The 16,811-nt window shown below is 69.1% G+C and carries 16 protein-coding genes and 1 tRNA gene; 8 read left to right on the forward strand and 9 right to left on the reverse strand.

All coding sequences use genetic code 11. From position 1 onward, the window contains the following. Positions 1–14: 14 nt before the first annotated feature. Together RIE32_10230 and RIE32_10235 are read right to left on the reverse strand one after the other, a co-directional pair. Complete coding sequence (locus RIE32_10230; GenBank protein ID MEQ9096628.1) at positions 15–1,064, reverse strand: hypothetical protein; 1,050 nt, start codon at positions 1,062–1,064, stop codon at positions 15–17. Further along, positions 1,057–2,001, reverse strand: a complete 945-nt coding sequence (locus tag RIE32_10235; GenBank protein MEQ9096629.1) for a diadenylate cyclase — start codon at positions 1,999–2,001, stop codon at positions 1,057–1,059. The genes RIE32_10230 and RIE32_10235 overlap by 8 nt, the downstream gene beginning before the upstream one ends. Positions 2,002–2,036: 35 nt before the next feature. Here RIE32_10235 and RIE32_10240 point away from each other — a divergent pair, with 35 nt between their 5' ends. Further along, the gene (locus tag RIE32_10240) at positions 2,037–2,324 is read left to right on the forward strand and encodes a NifU N-terminal domain-containing protein (protein ID MEQ9096630.1); all 288 of its coding nucleotides are present in this window, start codon (positions 2,037–2,039) and stop codon (positions 2,322–2,324) included. Further along, a complete protein-coding gene (locus RIE32_10245; protein MEQ9096631.1) occupies positions 2,317–3,480 on the forward strand; it encodes an A/G-specific adenine glycosylase in 1,164 nt (387 codons plus the stop codon). Before RIE32_10240 ends, RIE32_10245 begins: the two co-directional genes overlap by 8 nt. A 66-nt stretch (positions 3,481–3,546) precedes the next feature. On the opposite strand, the gene RIE32_10250 is transcribed toward RIE32_10245, so the two are convergent. After that, a tRNA-Gln gene (locus tag RIE32_10250) sits at positions 3,547–3,617 on the reverse strand. A 266-nt stretch (positions 3,618–3,883) separates the two neighbouring features. Here RIE32_10250 and RIE32_10255 point away from each other — a divergent pair. From RIE32_10255 to RIE32_10265, 3 genes are all read left to right on the forward strand, one after another. Beyond that, entirely contained in the window at positions 3,884–4,933 is a 1,050-nt protein-coding gene (locus tag RIE32_10255) for a PEP-CTERM sorting domain-containing protein (protein ID MEQ9096632.1), read from the forward strand. A 145-nt stretch (positions 4,934–5,078) separates the two neighbouring features. After that, positions 5,079–5,846, forward strand: coding sequence for a GC-type dockerin domain-anchored protein (locus tag RIE32_10260; protein MEQ9096633.1), 768 nt, complete (start codon positions 5,079–5,081; stop codon positions 5,844–5,846). A 16-nt stretch (positions 5,847–5,862) separates the two neighbouring features. Then, positions 5,863–6,483: a NeuD/PglB/VioB family sugar acetyltransferase gene (locus tag RIE32_10265; GenBank protein MEQ9096634.1), complete on the forward strand. Its 621-nt coding sequence runs from the start codon at positions 5,863–5,865 to the stop codon at positions 6,481–6,483. On the opposite strand, the gene RIE32_10270 is transcribed toward RIE32_10265, so the two are convergent. After that, entirely contained in the window at positions 6,392–7,519 is a 1,128-nt protein-coding gene (locus RIE32_10270) for a glycosyltransferase (GenBank protein ID MEQ9096635.1), read from the reverse strand. The two genes, RIE32_10265 and RIE32_10270, sit on opposite strands and share 92 nt — an antisense overlap. 92 nt (positions 7,520–7,611) lie before the next feature. On the opposite strand from RIE32_10270, the gene RIE32_10275 reads away from it, so the two are divergent. Beyond that, a complete protein-coding gene (locus RIE32_10275) occupies positions 7,612–8,730 on the forward strand; it encodes an amidohydrolase family protein (GenBank protein ID MEQ9096636.1) in 1,119 nt (372 codons plus the stop codon). A gap of 4 nt (positions 8,731–8,734) precedes the next feature. On the opposite strand, the gene RIE32_10280 is transcribed toward RIE32_10275, so the two are convergent. Then, entirely contained in the window at positions 8,735–9,670 is a 936-nt protein-coding gene (locus RIE32_10280; protein MEQ9096637.1) for an isocitrate lyase/phosphoenolpyruvate mutase family protein, read from the reverse strand. Between the two features lie 129 nt (positions 9,671–9,799). On the opposite strand from RIE32_10280, the gene RIE32_10285 reads away from it, so the two are divergent. Together RIE32_10285 and RIE32_10290 are read left to right on the forward strand one after the other, a co-directional pair. After that, a complete protein-coding gene (locus RIE32_10285; protein MEQ9096638.1) occupies positions 9,800–10,903 on the forward strand; it encodes a hypothetical protein in 1,104 nt (367 codons plus the stop codon). A gap of 32 nt (positions 10,904–10,935) precedes the next feature. Further along, positions 10,936–11,412 carry an ApaG domain gene (locus tag RIE32_10290; protein ID MEQ9096639.1) on the forward strand — a complete coding sequence of 159 codons (477 nt, stop codon included), beginning with the start codon at positions 10,936–10,938 and terminating at the stop codon, positions 11,410–11,412. Here RIE32_10290 and kynU read toward each other — a convergent pair whose 3' ends face one another. The 4 genes from kynU to RIE32_10310 form a co-directional block, all read right to left on the reverse strand. Continuing rightward, positions 11,413–12,684: a kynureninase gene (gene kynU, locus RIE32_10295; GenBank protein ID MEQ9096640.1), complete on the reverse strand. Its 1,272-nt coding sequence runs from the start codon at positions 12,682–12,684 to the stop codon at positions 11,413–11,415. Beyond that, on the reverse strand, positions 12,681–13,814 hold the full coding sequence (locus tag RIE32_10300; GenBank protein MEQ9096641.1) for an amidohydrolase family protein: 1,134 nt from the start codon (positions 13,812–13,814) through the stop codon (positions 12,681–12,683). The genes kynU and RIE32_10300 overlap by 4 nt, the downstream gene beginning before the upstream one ends. Before the next feature lie 539 nt (positions 13,815–14,353). Beyond that, positions 14,354–15,010 (reverse strand): PEP-CTERM sorting domain-containing protein, encoded by a 657-nt coding sequence (locus RIE32_10305; GenBank protein ID MEQ9096642.1) that lies wholly within the window; start codon positions 15,008–15,010, stop codon positions 14,354–14,356. 30 nt (positions 15,011–15,040) lie between these two features. Then, complete coding sequence (locus RIE32_10310; GenBank protein MEQ9096643.1) at positions 15,041–16,555, reverse strand: EF-hand domain-containing protein; 1,515 nt, start codon at positions 16,553–16,555, stop codon at positions 15,041–15,043. Positions 16,556–16,811 lie beyond the last annotated feature (256 nt).

Below are 16,811 nucleotides of genomic sequence, written 5' to 3' on the forward strand. Positions count from 1 at the left end.
GAAAAATCAAATGACTAGTTCTCGCCGCCCTCGCCCTCCGGCTCGATGGCCGTGACCTGCACGGGCACGTTGTTGTCGGCCACCTCGAACTGCAGCCCTTCGACCTCGCCCGACAGGCGTGCGGCAAACTCCGCCGAGCCCGGCGACAGTTCCACGCCCTCGAGGAACAGCGTGGCGACCACGCGGGCCCGGCCCGCGGCGATGGCCTGCACCGCTTCGCTGGGCCCGCTCACGCGTACGTCGCGCAGGTAGGCCTCTTCGGGCGCGATGCGCACCGACCACTGGCGCAGTTGCGTGGGCGAGAGGCGGATCATCACCGGAACGCTCGAGAGCGTGTGGCTCTCGATGGTGTCGCGCAGGGCCAGCGTCGCCGTCACCGTCGCGGGCTCGACGCGCACCAGGTCGCTGCGCCACGGCTCGGGGATGGTCAGCGGCACGTTGGGCACCCGGGCCGTGCTGCCCGATCCGATCGATTCGATGTCGTCCTGGGGCACGGTGGCCTCCAGGGTGTCCAGGCCTGCGCCGCCGAGCATCGACGATGGACCCGTGACGGTCGCGGTTGCCGGCTCGGCCACCGGCGGGCCGTTCAGCTCGGCCCCGGGCGCCAGCACGCGGATGGGCACGCTGCGCTGCACCAGTTCGTCCACGCGCACGTCGATGGAGGGCGGGCTTACGCTCACCAGGCTCACCGCCAACCGGTCGAACACGGCGTGGTCGCGGAGCGTGTCGCGAAGCGAGACCGTCTGCCGGCCCGTCTCGGCCGAGAGCCCGTCGCCGATGAGCAGTTCGATGGGCTGGTCGAATCGCTGGCCCGCGCGCTGCAGCGCAGCGCGCGAGCCCTCCAGGCGGAGGGCCACGGTCACGCGCCGGGCTTGTTCTGGGTCGGCCCACGCCGTCAGGGGCGAGCCCGTGGGCGCCGTCAGCACCAGCGTGACGGTGCGCGTCGCGCTGGTCAGGCTGCGCGCCTCGGCAAACGTCCAGATGGCGATGCTCAGCACGACCACCAGCACCAGGCGAAGGATGCGGGCGCGGAGCGTGACATCGCGGGGCGCACTCTCAGCCACGGCCGTCTCCCTTGCCGTCGTCGGCGTCGGACGCCCGATCGGATCGCGCCTCCTCGGCGGTCGAGGGTCGTTCGGGCACGTCCTTGTGCAGGCCGGCCTGCAGGGCGCGGCGCAGCTCTTCGGGCGTCATCGGGTCGCTCAGCTTGCCGCGTTCGGCGATGCGGATGCCCCCGGTTTCCTCGCTCACCACGACGACCAGCGCATCGCATTCGCGGGTGATGCCCACCGCCGCGCGGTGGCGGGCGCCAAAGCCCGCATCGGGCATCTCGCCCGCGCTGGCCAGCGGAAGCTGCACCCCCGCCGCGTGCAAGATGGGGCCCTTGATGATGACCGCCAGATCGTGCAATGCCGTACCGGGAAAGAACAGGCTCTGGAGCAGCCGGGCGCTGACCTCGGCGCCCAGGCGCGTGCCGCCCTCGGCCAGCCCGCCCAGAGCGGTGCGCCGCTCCATCACAATGAGCGCACCGAACTTTGCCTTCTGGAAGTAGCTGCACGCCTCGACGACCGAATCGACCACGTGGGCGATCTCGCCGGGCGTGCTTCGGAAGATCGGCGCCTCGCCCAGCCGCGTGAGCGCCCGGCGGAGCTCTGGCTGGAACACCACGACCAGGCCGATGGCCACGACCACGCCCGCGCGGTCCAGCAGGTATCCCAGCCGCTCGAAGGCTTCCTCGCGACCGACCAGCGAAAGAAAGATCCGCGCCGCCAGCCCGATCAGCAGCACGGCCACGAGGCCCTTCATCACGCCCGCGGCCCGCGTGCCCTCGATAAAACGCAGGATGCCCCATACCACCAGGGCGATCAGCGCAAGCTCAAACCCGACTTCCCACCAGGGATAGCCCGCCATGCGCTTGAGCGCGTCACCGATGGCAATTGCCAGGTCCACCGCTGCCGTAACCCCTTCCAGAGCCCGGCCTCCGGGGGCCAGGTCGGTCACTGTACGCCCGTCGAGGTCCTACGCTGAGGCCCACCATGCCCCGCGTCACCGGCTTCGAGTCCACGCCTAACCCAAACGCCGTCAAGGTGCTGGTCGAGGGCGCTCTCGCCGACGCGCCTCGGAGCTACCGGGAGCCGCCCGGAGACGATTGCACCGACGTTCTTGCCCGGGCGCTCTATGCCATCGAGGGCGTCCGCGTCGTGCTCATCCACCACGACTTCGTGACCGTGGGCAAGGCGCCCGATGCCAAATGGCCGACCATCAAGCGAAAGGCCAAGGCCGCCATCGAGGCCTTCGATCCCGGGCCCGACGCCGATGGCTGATCGCGAACAGACCAAGCTGCCCCACGGCAATCGCGTCGACGACCGGCGCATCGCCCACGCCATCGCACGCTGGTTTGCCCGCTACGCCCGCGCGCTGCCATGGCGCACCGAGCCGCGCGACCCGTGGATCTCGCTCATGAGCGAGATCATGCTCCAGCAGACCCAGGTCGCCCGCGTGGCAGAGCGCTTCGACGCCTTCGTCGCGCAGTTCCCCACGCCCTCGGCCATGGCGGATCGCTCGGTGGACGACGTCCTGGCGTTGTGGAGCGGGCTGGGCTACTACCGACGGGCGCGCCTGCTCCACGCCTGCGCCGTTGCGATCGTTGAGCGTCACGGCGGAAACGTCCCGCAGGGCCTAGACGATCTGCATGAACTTCCGGGCGTCGGGCGATACACCGCCGGCGCCGTGGCGTCCATTGCGTTTGGTGCGGCGGCGCCCATCGTGGACGGCAACGTCGCCCGGGTCCTGCTGCGAGTGCACGGCGTCGAACGCGCCCCCGATTCGCCGGGCGTACAGCGGTGGGCCTGGGAGCGCGCCCAAGCGCTGGCACAAGCCGCGGGCGACGACGTGCCGCGCACCAACGAGGGCATCATGGAACTGGGCGCCACCGTGTGCACGCCGTCGGCGCCTCGGTGTCCGCACTGCCCGCTGCGATCTCGTTGCCGCGCCTTCGAGCACGGCCTGACCGAACGCATCCCAGCGCCCAAGACGCGGGCGGCCAGGAAGCCGCTGGCGATCTCGGCGGTCGTGGTGACCGACAGACGCGGGCGGGTGCTGCTCGAGCAGCGCCCGTCCGGCGGCCTATGGGGTGGGCTCTGGCAGCCGCCCAGCGTGGAGCGCGCTGGCAGCCGCACGATACCGCTGGCAGGCACGCTCGAGGCGCTGGGCCTCGGGTCATCCGTCGAACCGCCAGTCGATCGAGGGAAATTCGGGTTTGCCACAACCCACCGGGCGGTCCGCGTCCAAGTTTGGGTCGCTCGGGCGGTCCACGCCGGCCGGACGCGGGCCGATCGAGGCGCCCGAGCTCGCTGGTTCGAAGCGGCCGATCTGGCGTCCTTGGGCCTCGGATCTGCCCAGAGACGCATGCTGAGTGCTGGGGGCGTAGCAACCAACGGACCATCCCCGGGGAAAGCCGCGGACTTCACGAAGGCTTAACATCGCAAGTTTCTGATTTAGATCGACTTACGAACTCAACCCCGGAATCGGGGCATTGTGGATAAGCTGGGGATCCAGGATTCGAACCTGGACTAGATGAACCAGAATCACCGGTGCTACCATTACACCAATCCCCAGACTGGCGGGCCAAGTCTACATCGGCTCCACGTTGAGTTCAACGCCTGCCACCCGCCCAGCCGTTCGGCAAGTTGGGCGAATTCGGGAAAATACGCACGGCTCGCATGGCTTCGGGTGGCCTTCATGGCACTCTGGGCAAAATTTAGTGTGGGCGATGGCATCCATCGAGTACAATCTCAACGAACGTGTCTACGGGCCTGAGGATGCCCGTGGCGGCTCGGGTGCAGGCGGCAACCTGCGACCAGCAAAGAGCGAGGAGACAGACATGAGCAAGACGATGATTTCCGTGGCAACGCTGCTTGCCGTGGCCGGAGCCAGCTTCGCGCAGGACTCCCAGTTCCTGTTCACCAACCAGGCCGATCCCGGCATCGATGGGTACCTCGGCGGCGCGCACACGCGGGTCATCGACGTGACCAACCCCGGCGCGTTCCTGGCCGGCATCGTGCAGGTTGGTTCGAGCTTCTACTTCAACGATGGTGCGGCCAACTTCGATCCCAGCCTGACCAGCGGCCTGTATCGCCTCGACGGCGCGTTCGGCACGCCGTCGATCACGCCCGTGGCCACAGGGATGCCCATCGAGAACCCCATCGGTCTCCAGTGGGATGCCGGCCGTGGGAACTTCATCACGGTGAACAACCCGTTCTCGCCCGGCGCAGGCAGCGTCGAGGGCATCCTGGGCATCACCCCGGGCGGCACCGTCAGCACCATCTTCGAGCAGGACCTGTCCATCCCCCGGCCGCGCTACCAGGGTGCGTCGCGCCTGGCGCCCGAGTTTGGCAGCGACAGCTACCTCGTCACCAGCCCCAACGGCAGCGGCGCGGTGGTCGGCCCGGGCGAACTCGGCACTGGGAGCGCGCTCTTCCGCATCAACATTGATGGCTCGCTCTCGGGCAGCCAGGAACTCGTCGTTGACTTGGCCGACACGGCCGTCACCGGCTTGGCCGATCCGCTGCTCGACACCGCCGGCCTGGCCGTCAATCCCAATAACGGCCTGGTGTACCTGACCGACCGCAACGCCGGGGCCATCTATGAGATGACGCTCGACGGTTCGGGCGCGTTCGATTCCATCCGTCTGCTGGTCGACGGCCTGAACGAGCCCGAGGAGATCCAGTACGATCCATTCAACGACCGCCTGGTGTTCGACGAGAACTTTGGCTCGGGCCTGGGCCGCATCAGCCAGGTCGAGCTCGATGGCTCGGGCGTGACCGTGCTGGTCGACGGCGTCGACACCCGCGGCATCGTGATCGTGCCCGCGCCGGCGTCGCTGGCACTGGTTGCTCTGGGTGGCCTGGCCGCCGTGCGTCGCCGCCGCTGATTCCTACCGCACGCAACGCCCCTCGGGCAACGTGCGTACATCCTGCATAAGAACGATGGCCGATGGGCGGCGCCCACCGGCCATCGGTGTTTGTACGGATCGTGAGAGAGTTGTCCGCTCGGTGGGGCCGAATGGAGACGCAGAGATGATTGGACCGCGCACACGCATCGCCGGCCTGGTGGCCGCAGGCCTGGCCTCGGGTCTGGCCCTCGCGGAAGAAACCGGTTTCGACAGCCTGCCCTCGGGCTTCCTGGGACGCACGTTCGAGGACGGCGGCATCACGTTTTCCGAGAATCTTTGGTTCCCCGGCGGCAACCAGGTTCAGTTTGCCGCCACCAACGGCACGGGCTCGATCAGCTCGTTCCCAGAGTTCAGTCCGGTCAACGTCATGACCACCGGCTCATGGTCCACCGGCCCGGTCCTGGGCTTCACGCGCACCCATCAGTGGATCGGCAGCATCGGCCAGAACGCCAGCACCGCCCGGCTCGACCTCTTCTGGCTCGGCCGCTCGAACTGGGAAGGCACCGAAGTATGCCTGGAGGGCCTGGTGGGTGACGACGTAGTCGTCAGCGATTGCTTCATCCACCCTGGCGCGCTGCCCGACGACATCCAGCACACCCGCATGGAGATCGCCGGCGTTGAGTTCGAGCGCATCCGTTTCATCGCGCGCGGTGGGACGGTGCCGGGTGAACTTGACGGCATTCTGGCGGTCTTCGACAACGTCGCCATCGAGGTGGGCGAGCCCTGCCGCGTTGATATCGACGGCGATGGTGAATTGACCATCTTCGACTTCCTGGCCTACCAGAACCTCTTCGACGCGGGCGATTTGCAGGCCGACTTCGATGGCGACGGCGAACTGACGCTGTTCGACTTCCTGGCCTTCCAGAACGAGTTCGACGCCGGCTGCGGCTAATGCCGATAGCACAGGCATGACCAACCCCATCACCCTGGTCGGCGGCGGCGGACACGCTAAGGTCGTGGCCGATGCCGCACGCGCGGCCGGCATGGCCATGGCCGGCTTCGTCGACGACGACCCAGCCGCCACCGCGCCCGGGCTCGATCATCTCGGGCCCGTCGAGAAGGCGGCCGAGCCATGGCACCTTTGCATCGGCGACGTCGCCACCCGCATGAAGGTGCTGGGCATGCTCGAAGGCGTGGCGGCGAGCATCATTCATCCGATGTCCATCGTCAGCGTCGACGCCGTGATCGGCGACGGCGTGTTCGTTGGCCCCGGCGCCGTGATCAACGCCGGCGCAACGATCGACGAGCACGTCATCATCAACAGCGCCGCGGTGGTGGAGCACGATGCGCGCATCGGTCGGGCCAGCCACGTCGCGCCCGGGGCCGTGCTATGCGGCGCGGTGGTGGTGGGGCAGGGGTGCCTCATCGGCGCCAACGCCACGCTGCTGCCGGGGGTCGAGGTGGGCGACGGGGCGATCGTTGGCGCGGGCGCGGTGGTCAGGGGCGCGGTGCCGCCTCGCTGCCTGGCGGTGGGTGTGCCGGCCGAGGTGCTCGCGCGTCGACGTGGGCGATCAGTTCGGCTTCGATAGCCGCCTCGAATCGATCCTCGCTGAATCGCTGGGCGTTCTCGACGCACGCCCGCGAACCACACGCACTCGCACGCTTCGCCGCCTCTGCCATCGCGCTCGCCGATCCATCGCACAGCACGCCCGTGGCGCCGTCCTGCACGATGTCGAGCGCCCCGCCCTCGCCCCTGGCCGCGATGGGCAGCCCGCACGCCTGGGCCTCGACGGCCGTGATACCGAAGTCTTCGACCTGCGGAAAGAGCAGCACCGCCGCCGTGCGCATCTCGTGACGCAAGGCCTCATCGCTCAGCCGTCCCATGAAACTCACGTTCGACGGCGCCGACCGCTCGAGCTCACCCCGCACGCTGCCGTCGCCGACGATGCGTAGCTCCGCCCCCGCCAGCTTCGCAGCCTCGATCGCCGTGTCGAACCGCTTGTAGGGTTCGATGGCCCCGACCGACAGCCAGTGCTCGCCGCGCAGTTCTTCGCCGGGCGTGAAGTAGTCGGTGCGGGCGGGCGGATGGATGACCGTCGATTCGCGGCCATACGCCCGCTCGATCAGCCCGGCCACGTGGGTCGAGTTGGCGATGAACGTGCTGACGTGGTCGGCGGTTGAGCGATCCCACGCGCGGAGCGAGCCGCCGAACATGCGCAGGCCCAGCCGTTGCAGCCGGCCGCCGTATTGATCGGCCTGCGACCAAAGGTACCGCGCCGGACTGTGGCAATAGCACACGTGCGGCACGCCGGGCGGCGGGCACAGCCCCTTAATGGCGGCCGAACTGGTTGACACGAGCAGATCAATCGGGCGGCGGCGATGCATCGCCGCGAGCCGATCGGTGAGCTGGCCGACGCCGGATGGATAGAGCGGCAGCATCCACCGCCGAGCCGCCAGCGCCCCGGGCAGCGATCCGAAGGTGGACACCTGGCGCGGCAGTGCGTCGAGTTCGGGCGTGAGCGGCCGCCCATCATCGAACATCGTCAGGATGGCCTCGACGTGCCCCAGCCGACCCGCCACGCGGGCGATATGGTGCAGCACGCGCTCGCCGCCCCGCAGGCCCACCAGCCAGTCATGGGCCAGAACGATGCGCGGGCGATCCCCAGAATTCGATGCCGGGGAATCCTCGGCCCCTTCACGGGGGTTTAGAGTGGTCGATGAGCCAGCCGCACGCATCCCAGACTGTACGGGCCACCCCGGCCAACCTGCTCGGGCTCGACTACCTGGCCGAGGCGGCACGCTTTGGCCCGCCCGTCGTTCCCATCATCGACAGCCACGCCCACATCAACGGGTCCAAGGCCGCCCTGGTATACGAGCGTGCGATGGACGCCTACGGCGTGAAGCGGGTGTACTCGCAGACGCAGATGTCCCAGGCGGCGGCGATGCGCGACGCACTGGGCGACAAGATCCGTTTCGTCGCCATCCCCGAGTACATGAGCGACGACCGCCGGCGAGCCATGCGTGAGGGCTTCTTCGAGAACATGCGGCGCTTCCATGGCGAGTTCGGCTCGCGGATGCTCAAGTTCTGGGCCGCTCCGCGCTTGCGTGACATGCTCGACCCGGTGGCCGACGCCGACATCATCCGCATCGACAGCCCGCTTCGTCGCGACCTGGCCGCCGAGGCGGTCTCGCTGGGCTACATGTTCCAGGCACACATCGCCGACCCGGACACGTGGTTCGCCACCAAGTACGCCGACGCGAGCACGTACGGCACGAAGCTGGAGCATTACGAGCCGCTGGAGCGCATGGCCGACGATTTCGGCGTGCCCTGGCTCGTGGCGCACATGGGCGGCTGGCCCGAGGACCTCACGTTCCTCGACGGCTTGCTCACGCGGCACGACAACATCTACCTGGACACCTCTGCGACCAAGTGGATGGTCCGTGAACTCAGTAAGCACCCGCGCGACGCGTTCATTGCCTTTCTCGAGAAATGGCGCGGCCGCATCCTCTTCGGGTCCGACATCGTGACGCTCGACGACCACTTCGAGTCCAGCGACGACGCCAACAACCGCTTCGGCGCGCACCAAGCCAGCGGCGAGGCCGAGGCCTTCGACCTCTACGCCAGCCGCTACTGGGCCCTGCGCACGCTGTGGGAACGCAAGTATGAAGGACCGAGCCCTATCGCCGACCCCGACCTTGCGATGATCGACCCTGAGAACCACGATGCGATGGGCTCGCCGCCTCTTCAGGGGTTCGCGCTACCGAAGGACTTGCTCGAGGTGGTGTACGCCGGTGCGGCCGAGGCTCTGCTGGAGACGTGGTGGGCCGAGCACTAATGCATCAACGGAACGCCCAAGGCTCCCCGGGCGTGTAGCCGAGCAAGTCGTAAAGCTCAGCCCGCGTCTGCATGCCGTCCAGGCTCGCTTGCACGCTGCCGTCTTCGGCCAGCCCGGCCAGCAGTCGATCGACGGCCTTCATCGCCACGCGCAGGGTCGAGACCGGGAAGATCACGAAGTGGTAGCCCATCTGCGCGAAGCGGTCGCGCGGGATGATCGGCGTCTTGCCGAACTCGGTCATGTTGGCCAGCATGTAGGGTGACCGATCCGCGCCGCCGACCTCGACCTTCGACATCGCCTTGGCGAAGGCCTCGAACTCGCCTTCATCCTTGAGGCCCTCGGGGAAGATCATGCTCGCGCCGGCTTGCGCGTAGCGGGTGGCCCGCTCGATGGCGTCGTCCATGCCGCTGACACCACGCGCGTCGGTGCGCGCGCACACGATGAAGTCCGGATCGCCGCTCTCGCGCGCCGCCCGCGCGGCCCATTCGATCTTGCTCGTCGCTTGCTCGACCGGCAGCAAGGTCTTGCCGTCAAGGTGCCCGCACCGCTTGGGGAACACCTGGTCTTCCAAATGCAGGCCCGCCGCACCGGCGCGTTGGTACTCGATGACCGTTCGGCGGGTCATCTCTTCCTCGCCAAAGCCCGTGTCGGCGTCGGCGATCACAGGCAACGCAGGGCCTCCGGCTTCCAGCCGAGACCCATCGACCACTTCCCGCACCGTCGCCACGAACCGGTCGAGGGTCAGCAGGCCCACGTCGGGCACGCCCGCCGCCGCGCTCGTGGCCGCTCCAGAGACGTACGCCGCCTCGAAGCCGTGCCGGGCGACGGCGCGGGCGGTCAGGCCGCTGAAGGCCCCCGGAGCCATGACGCAGCCGCGTTCCATGGCAGACTTCAGGCGTTGGGCGGGTGTTTGGACGGTATTTGTCAGCGTTTCAGGCATCCTGACATCGTAGGAATGCGGCTTTTGCCGGCTGGCGCGATTTTTTCGATTCAGGCCATATTGGACTGAATCCGCGTTTGCGGACGGTCGATGGACCTTGCAAGAGGACACGCCAGACCGGAGCAAGCCATGAGCCGAATCGAAGAAATCCGCCACGCCGACGACCAGTGCCAGGGTGCCTGCGACGGCTGCCAGTGCCAGGACGACGCCATCGCCGGACGCGTGGGCGTCACCGTCGAGGGGGAATCGGGCGACATCGAACCGGGCGGCATCGAGCCGGAAGTCGACGCCCTGACCCGCGGGCTGCTGGGCAGCTTCTCGCGGTTCATCGAGTCGGGCGAAGACCAACCAACCGACGACGAGGCCAGCAACGCGACGGCCAAGTCCAGCGCTTCCGATCACCATTCCGCCACCTCGGCGGGGTCTCCACGAGAGGAGCGGCCCGAAGGCGCGGCGCTCGACGAGGCCCTGGGACGCGTGGAATCGGCGATGGCGGCGCTGGTCTCGGCCGTGCCGAGCCTTGAAGAACGTCTGGCGTGCGTCGAGACCACCATCGGCGCGGGCGACGGCGTGCCCGAGGGCGTCGACCGCGATGCCGTCGCGGGCAAGCTCAAGGACCAGCTCGCCCAGGTCGACCGCGAGTGCAAGCGGCTGGCCAGCGTGCCCATCGAGCGCCTCGAGGCGCGCGTCGCCTCGGCCGAACGCTCGCTGGGCGGGTTCATCGAGCGGGCCGAGGCCGTGCTGGGTGCGTGCGAGCAGGAGCGCCACGCCGCCGAGGGCGTGGCCGACCGGCTGACCGAACTGGCAGCGGCGCTCGAGCCCTGGACCGAACTGCTCGACCTGCGCCAGACCGAAGACGGCATGCCCAGGCCGCTGGCGGCGCTGCTGCGCATCGCCGGGGCCGAGCTCTCGCGCGAGATGGCGGGCGTGCGCGGCAGCCTCGAGCGATTCGCCGGCGTGCTCGACCTGACCGGCGCCGAGCTCGAGACCGAACAGACCGCCGACGCCGATGCGGGCGACGGCGTGCAGGAGGGAGACACCGTGACGCCTCAGGAACCGGGCGAGGACGATTCGCGCAAGCGGAGCCGTCGGAAGAATGGCAAGTCGCGGGCCGTGCGCGCCAAGGGTGCCGAGGCCGAGGCCCCGCGCCGCGGCGCCTCGGAGCGTAGATTGAGCGCCGAGGCGCGACTGCGGGCGCGCAGCAGGGCCGAGGGCCGCCCGCCGCGCCGCTAGCCCGCGGCCGAGAGGGCGCTAGGGTTCATGCGATGGACCCGATGGCCTCGCACATGCCCAGCAGCGTCGAGCCCGGCCAACACGGCTCGGACACCACCACGCGCGTGCCCACGGCCGCAGGCGACGGCTGGGTGCGCATCCGCGTGCAGCCCGAGTACCTGCCCCAGCGCAGCGACCCGAGCCAGCCCATGCACGTCTTCGCCTACCGCGTGCTGGTCGAATACGACGGGCCCGCCGATGCCCCGGCCATCCAGCTGACCGACCGCGCCTGGCGCATCATCGACGCCCACGGCGTCGAGGAGATCGTCCAGGGCGAGGGCCTCGTCGGCCAGCAGCCCGTCCTGCGCCCCGGCGGCCACTTCGAGTACGCCAGCTACTGCCCGCTGCGTTCCAGCTGGGGCACGATGGAGGGCCGCTACGGCCTGGTCATCCTCGACGACGCGGGCGAGCCCGCCGGCCGCCACGAGGTCGAGGTCGATCGGTTCTATCTGGTCGCCGGCGAGGGCTGATCAGGCGCCGGCCGGCGTCGCCACGCGGGCGATGGTCGTCGCCGCGCGGGCGACGTCCTCGAACGTGTTGTAGAGCGGCACGGGCGCAAGCCGGATCACGTCCGGCTCGCGGAAGTCGGCCACCACGCCGTGCTCTTGCAACGCGTCGCGCACGTCGCGGGCGTGCTCGCCGAAGCCGATCGAGAGCTGGCAGCCGCGCTGGGCCGGATCGCTGGGCGTGATGATGCGAGCCGCGGGCGCGATGGCGGTGATCGAGCGCTCCAGGAAGCCGGTGAGCTGCAGGCTCTTCTCGCGCAGGGCGGCCATGCCCACGCGGTCGAAGATCTCCAGCGACGCGGCGAGCGGCGCCATGGCGAGGATGGGCGGGTTGCACAGCTGCCAGCCATCCGCCCCCGCGCGCGGCACGAAGCCCGATTCCATCTTGAAGCGCGTCGCGGGGTCGTTGCCCCACCAGCCGGCCAGCCGGGGGATGTCGAAGTTCTGCGCGTGCCGCTCGTGCACGAAGCAGCCGGCGATGGCCCCCGGTCCGGCGTTGCAGTACTTGTAGCTGCACCACACGGCGAAGTCGGCCCCGGTGTCGTGGAGCTGCAGCGGCACGTTGCCCGCCGCGTGGGCGCAGTCCCAGCCGACCCTCGCACCAACTCGATGCCCCGCCTCGGTGATGGCCGGCATGTCGAACCACTGGCCCGTGCGGTACTGCACGCCCGCGAGCATCACCAGCGCGAGCGTGTCGCCGGCCTCTTCGATCGCGCCGACGATATCGTCGGTCCGCAGCGTGTCCTCCCCGCTGCGCGGCGTGAGGCGGATCATGTTCGCCTTGGCATCAAGCCCGCGGTGGTTGATGTGGCTCTCCACCGCGTAGTCGTCGCTGGGGAAGAGCGCGTCCTCCACCATGATCCTGGTGCGGCTGCCTTCGGGCTGGTAGAAGCTGGCCAGCATCAGGTGCAGGTTGGCCGTCAGGCCGTTCATCATGACGACCTCGCCGGGCTTCGCGCCGACCAAACGCGCGCCGGTCTCGCGGAAGCGTTCGTGGTAGCTGAACCAGGGGTTCTGGCCCTTGGTGTGCGCATCGACGCCCAGCGTCGCCCAGTCGTCCAGTTCCTGCGTGACGGCGTCGCGGGCCGCGTGCGGCATCAGGCCCAGCGAGTTGCCGGTGAAGTAGGCGACCTCGTTGCCCGCGTCGTCTTTCGGAATCGCGAACAACGCGCGCTCGCCCTTCAAGGGGTCCGCCGCGTCGAGCCTCTTGGCTTCCTCGAACAGCTTCTCGCTCATTTCCCCGTCTCCGCGGGAAAGGTCGCCGGCCGCTCGCGCGCCGCCTTGCGCTCTTCCACCAACCCGGGAAACCGCGACTCGTCCATGCCCAGGAACTCGAGCGCCGAGCCGCTGAGGAGCTGTCTTTTCGTCTTGTCGGTCAGGTCGTACATCGAATCGATCATGGCTCCGGGTTTCGCTTCGCCCAGCGGGAACGGATAGTCGCTGCCCAGCGCCACGCGCCGCTCGTCCATCATGGCGACGAGGTACCGCAGGGCGTTGCGGCTATACACCGCCGAATCGACCCAGAACCGGGCCGGCTGGCCGTAATCAGCAAGATAGCTCCACGGGTTCTGCGCACAGTCGACCGCCACGATGTCCGGCCGGCTGTTGTACCCGTGCTCGATGCGCCCGATCGTGTAGGGGAACGAGCCGCCGCCGTGCGCGAAGCACACCCGCAGGTCGGGCAGCCGGTCGAACACGCCGCCGAAGATCATCGCGCACACCGCCCGCGCCGTCTCGGCGGGCATGCCAACCAGCCACGGCAGCCAGTACTTGCCCATCTGGTCGCGGCCCATCATGTCCCACGGGTGCACCAGAATCGCCGCCCCCAGGTCCTGGCACGCGGCGAACACGTCCAGCAGCGCCGGTTCCCACAGGTTCCAGTCGGGTGCGCCGGGACGCTCGATATGGCTGCCGATCTGGATGCCCGCCATGCCCAGGTCCTTCATGCACCGCTCGAGCTCTTGAATAGCAAGCTTGGGGTCCTGCATCGGCAGCGTGCCCAGGGCGATGAAGCGGTCCGGGTGCGCCCGGCAGCGCTCGGCCAGGTCGTCGTTGAGGTACCTGGAGACTTCGAGCGCATCCTCGGCCTTGGCCCAATACCCGAACATGACCGGCACCGTCGAGACCACCTGCACCTGCACGTTGTGCAGCTCCATGTCCTTCAGGCGGGGCTCGGCGTGCAGGCAGTTGGGCTTGACGTCGCGGAAGAACTTACCGTCGATGGTCATGCGGGCCCCGCCGGCGAATTGGCCGGGGTCGTCCTGGGCGATCGGCGTCAGGTTCACCCACCCCCCATACCCGAACTTGGCGGCGTAATCGGGGATGGTCGCGGGCAGCATGTGCGTGTGCAGGTCGATCTTGAACATGGGGGGGATGGTATGGGGGGCCGAAGGCACCAAGGCACGCAGGGGGAAAGAGACGGAGAGACGGAGCGACGAAGCGGGGAGGGAGCCGCTCGCCAGCGAGCCCCTCCCGCGAGGGATGGGATGGACGCCGAGAACACGGGCCGGACGCCGGCCACCGGGCGTTTGCGGACCCTCGCCGGAGCCCGCGGGGAGCGACCCGAGGTCCGCCGGGAAGCCACAGGGCGCCGCCCGAGTCCTCGTCGGGCTTGGGCAAGAGATCGGCGCCTCCCCCGGAGTTGCCGCCTGCCGCGTCGCCCACCTACCGCTGGTGTTCGCGTTGTCCACCGCGTTCTTGTTCGTGCCATTCCGGCGTGGAGCAAGTTTCCGCTGGCCACGCTCATCACGATCGGCCGCTTGCTGGCCAGCTATGCGCTGTTTGTGCGGTACACGTTCATCGCCGGCTGCTCAACGCAAACCACGAGCGGCGCAGTGCGGACGCCACTCGGCACGCTCGTCGGCGTGCCGAGTGGCTCGGGGGGGTGACGACCAGATACACGGTTTTACCGCGGGCGCCTGCGACGCACGGCCATCGTGCCCGCCGCCACGGCCAGCAGCCCCAGCGAGGCCGGCGCGGGGATGATGCGGATCTCGCCCATGCCCTCCATCAGCAGGGCGGTGGAAATCTGCCGCGACGAGGAGCCACTCGCGGACGTGTAGACCCAGAAGCCTTTGGGGCCCGGGTCGGTAATGGTCTCCAGCGGCATGATGCGATCGGTGCTGAAGTCGGTGGCGGTGTAGTCGATGGTCCAGACGACGGCCGGGTTGCTCGAATCGCCCACGGTGCCCCCGCCCGGCAGGGGCAAGTGAAGCTGGCCGGGCAGCACGCCCATGGCCCCGGTCGTCGTCAGCACGCCGTCGGACGTGCCCGAGAAGTCAAAGGGCGTGAGAAGGCCGTTGGCCGTCCAGTTGACCCCGGCGATGCCCGGGCCCAGCGGGTCGGTGCCCACCAGGTCGAACAGGCCGCTGGCGAAGGCGAAGTCGACGGTGTCGTCGAACTTGGCGCTCACCGTGATGGTGGTCGACTGGGGAAAGCCGCTGCCAAGGGGGCCCAGCGTGGGATCGCCGACGCTGATCTCCCAGCCGTAGAGCTGGCCGAAGGCCATGGGCGTGGCGGTGGCGAGGGCGAGCAGGGTCGTGATGCGTGTGATTCGTTGCATGTTCAAGTCTCCTTCTGTCGTGTCAGCGGCTTACGGGCACCCGGCGTCGAACGCGTTGAGGAAGCACAGGAAGTCCAGGAAGTCCAGCTGGCCATCGCCGTCGCAGTCGGCCGCCGGATCGCCCGCGTCGAACTGGTTGAGGAAGCACAGGAAGTCCAGGAAGTCCAACTGGCCGTCGCCGTCGCAGTCGGCCACGCAGTCGATGGCGAACGACTCGCTGAGGATGGTCATCTGGTCGACGCCCCTGGCGCGCATGCTGAAGCTCTCGAGACCCTCGAAGGGCACGGTGGCATCAGAGGCCAGGATGCGGACCTCGTCGGCGCGGTAGGGCGGGCCGACGATGGGCGAGATGAGCGTCTCGTCGAAGCGCCAGATGAAGCAGGGGAAGGGCGGGAAGGGGGGCAGGGGCAGCGAGGGCTGCTTGCCGCAGCCATGCACGACGATCTCGTCCATCACGATCACGCGGTCGCCGGCGGGCACCTCGCGGCGGTCGACCACGACGCCGTCCAGCAGGCCGATGAGCGTGGCCGTCTGGGCGCCGATGTCGCGGAACTCGGCGGTGACCACGCCGTTGTTGATGCTCGAGCTGCCCAGCGCGACCAGGTCGCCGCCCGGCAGGCGGCCGGTGGCCTCGAGCAGCAGGCCCTGGTCGGGCCCGCGCAGCGGGAGGGCGACCATCTCGACGTCGAAGCCCTCGCGGGGGCCGGTCTGTTCGAGCCAGCTCATGCTGACGCCGTCCAGACCGCTCGAGCCGATGTTGGCGATGGTGAGCTGGCCGCCGCGGGCGTCGAAGAGCGCCTCGCCCAGCACGCGGTGCTCGAAGTCGAACATGCCCAGGGCCTCGTCCAGCAGCTCGAACTGCCCGTATCCGGCGCTCCGCATCTCGGTGCTCGAGAGCATGCCCACGTCGGCCCGCATGCCTTCGGTGGCGATGATGACCCGGTCGGCCTGCACGGGCCGGCCGCCGAGCAGCGTGAGCTCGGCCGGCGTGGGGAAGCCGATGATGGCCCAGATCTCCGGCTCCATCTGCCAGACCGGGTCGATGATGCAGCCTTCCAGCCGGGGGATGTCGACGATGACCAGCTCCGGGTCCAGGTCGGCCACGAAGGTCTCGCTGACGGTCTGGCCACCCAATTGGGCGACCAGCCGCAGGCCGTCGGGCCGCAGGCGCGTGGCGTCGACGCTGACCTGCGACGCGCCGCCGCGCGCCGTCGAGCGCAGCGACCACACGGGCGAGCCCGTCTGGCCGTCGACCTCGCCGAAGGCGGTGGTCTCGAGGAACGCGCCCTCGGGGAGCGTTGACAGGGGCGGGGGCTCGAAGGTGACCACGTGGAAGCCCGCCTCCCCCAGGCCGACGCGGACCCCGTCCTGGCCGCTCGAGCCGATGCCGGCGACGAGCAGCCCGTCGGCCGTGGGCCGCAGCACGGCGTCGCCCACGGCCTCGTGGGCGAGGCCGAAGGCCGAGAGCGGCTGGGCGTGGGCGAGGCTCGCCCCCAGCGCGAGCGTCGCGGCGGCGGTCATGGTGCGTGCGTTTCGCAAATGCATAACTTCACTCCTGCTTTGATCCGGTGACGGTCACGTCCCGCTCGCGGCATGCGACACCGTGTCGCGCCGTGCGGGCCGGTTCCGGGGGAGAGCCGAGGCACGAAACGTTCGTTTGACGTTCAAGAATGCACGAGCCCCATACGAAGAACACCGGGGCCAATGAACGACAGCGTAAAGTGCGCGGCGTACTCACGCCCATATGCGACCGCGCGCGTCATTTTGACGGCATGGCGCTTGCACGCTGGGGTGTTCTGCG

The sequence above is a fragment of the Phycisphaerales bacterium genome (assembly GCA_040221175.1).
Classification (GTDB): domain Bacteria; phylum Planctomycetota; class Phycisphaerae; order Phycisphaerales; family UBA1924; genus JAHCJI01.

Bases quoted from the DNA above. Each gene is read 5' to 3' on its own strand.
- RIE32_10240 (MEQ9096630.1), top strand. From the start codon at position 2,037: ATGCCCCGCGTCACCGGCTTCGAGTCCACGCCTAACCCAAACGCCGTC.
- RIE32_10245 (MEQ9096631.1), top strand. From the start codon at position 2,317: ATGGCTGATCGCGAACAGACCAAGCTGCCCCACGGCAATCGCGTCGAC.
- RIE32_10255 (MEQ9096632.1), top strand. From the start codon at position 3,884: ATGAGCAAGACGATGATTTCCGTGGCAACGCTGCTTGCCGTGGCCGGA.
- RIE32_10260 (MEQ9096633.1), top strand. From the start codon at position 5,079: ATGATTGGACCGCGCACACGCATCGCCGGCCTGGTGGCCGCAGGCCTG.
- RIE32_10265 (MEQ9096634.1), top strand. From the start codon at position 5,863: ATGACCAACCCCATCACCCTGGTCGGCGGCGGCGGACACGCTAAGGTC.
- RIE32_10275 (MEQ9096636.1), top strand. From the start codon at position 7,612: ATGAGCCAGCCGCACGCATCCCAGACTGTACGGGCCACCCCGGCCAAC.
- RIE32_10280 (MEQ9096637.1), bottom strand. From the start codon at position 9,670: ATGCCTGAAACGCTGACAAATACCGTCCAAACACCCGCCCAACGCCTG.
- RIE32_10285 (MEQ9096638.1), top strand. From the start codon at position 9,800: ATGAGCCGAATCGAAGAAATCCGCCACGCCGACGACCAGTGCCAGGGT.
- RIE32_10290 (MEQ9096639.1), top strand. From the start codon at position 10,936: ATGGACCCGATGGCCTCGCACATGCCCAGCAGCGTCGAGCCCGGCCAA.
- kynU (MEQ9096640.1), bottom strand. From the start codon at position 12,684: ATGAGCGAGAAGCTGTTCGAGGAAGCCAAGAGGCTCGACGCGGCGGAC.
- RIE32_10300 (MEQ9096641.1), bottom strand. From the start codon at position 13,814: ATGTTCAAGATCGACCTGCACACGCACATGCTGCCCGCGACCATCCCC.
- RIE32_10305 (MEQ9096642.1), bottom strand. From the start codon at position 15,010: ATGCAACGAATCACACGCATCACGACCCTGCTCGCCCTCGCCACCGCC.
- RIE32_10310 (MEQ9096643.1), bottom strand. From the start codon at position 16,555: ATGCATTTGCGAAACGCACGCACCATGACCGCCGCCGCGACGCTCGCG.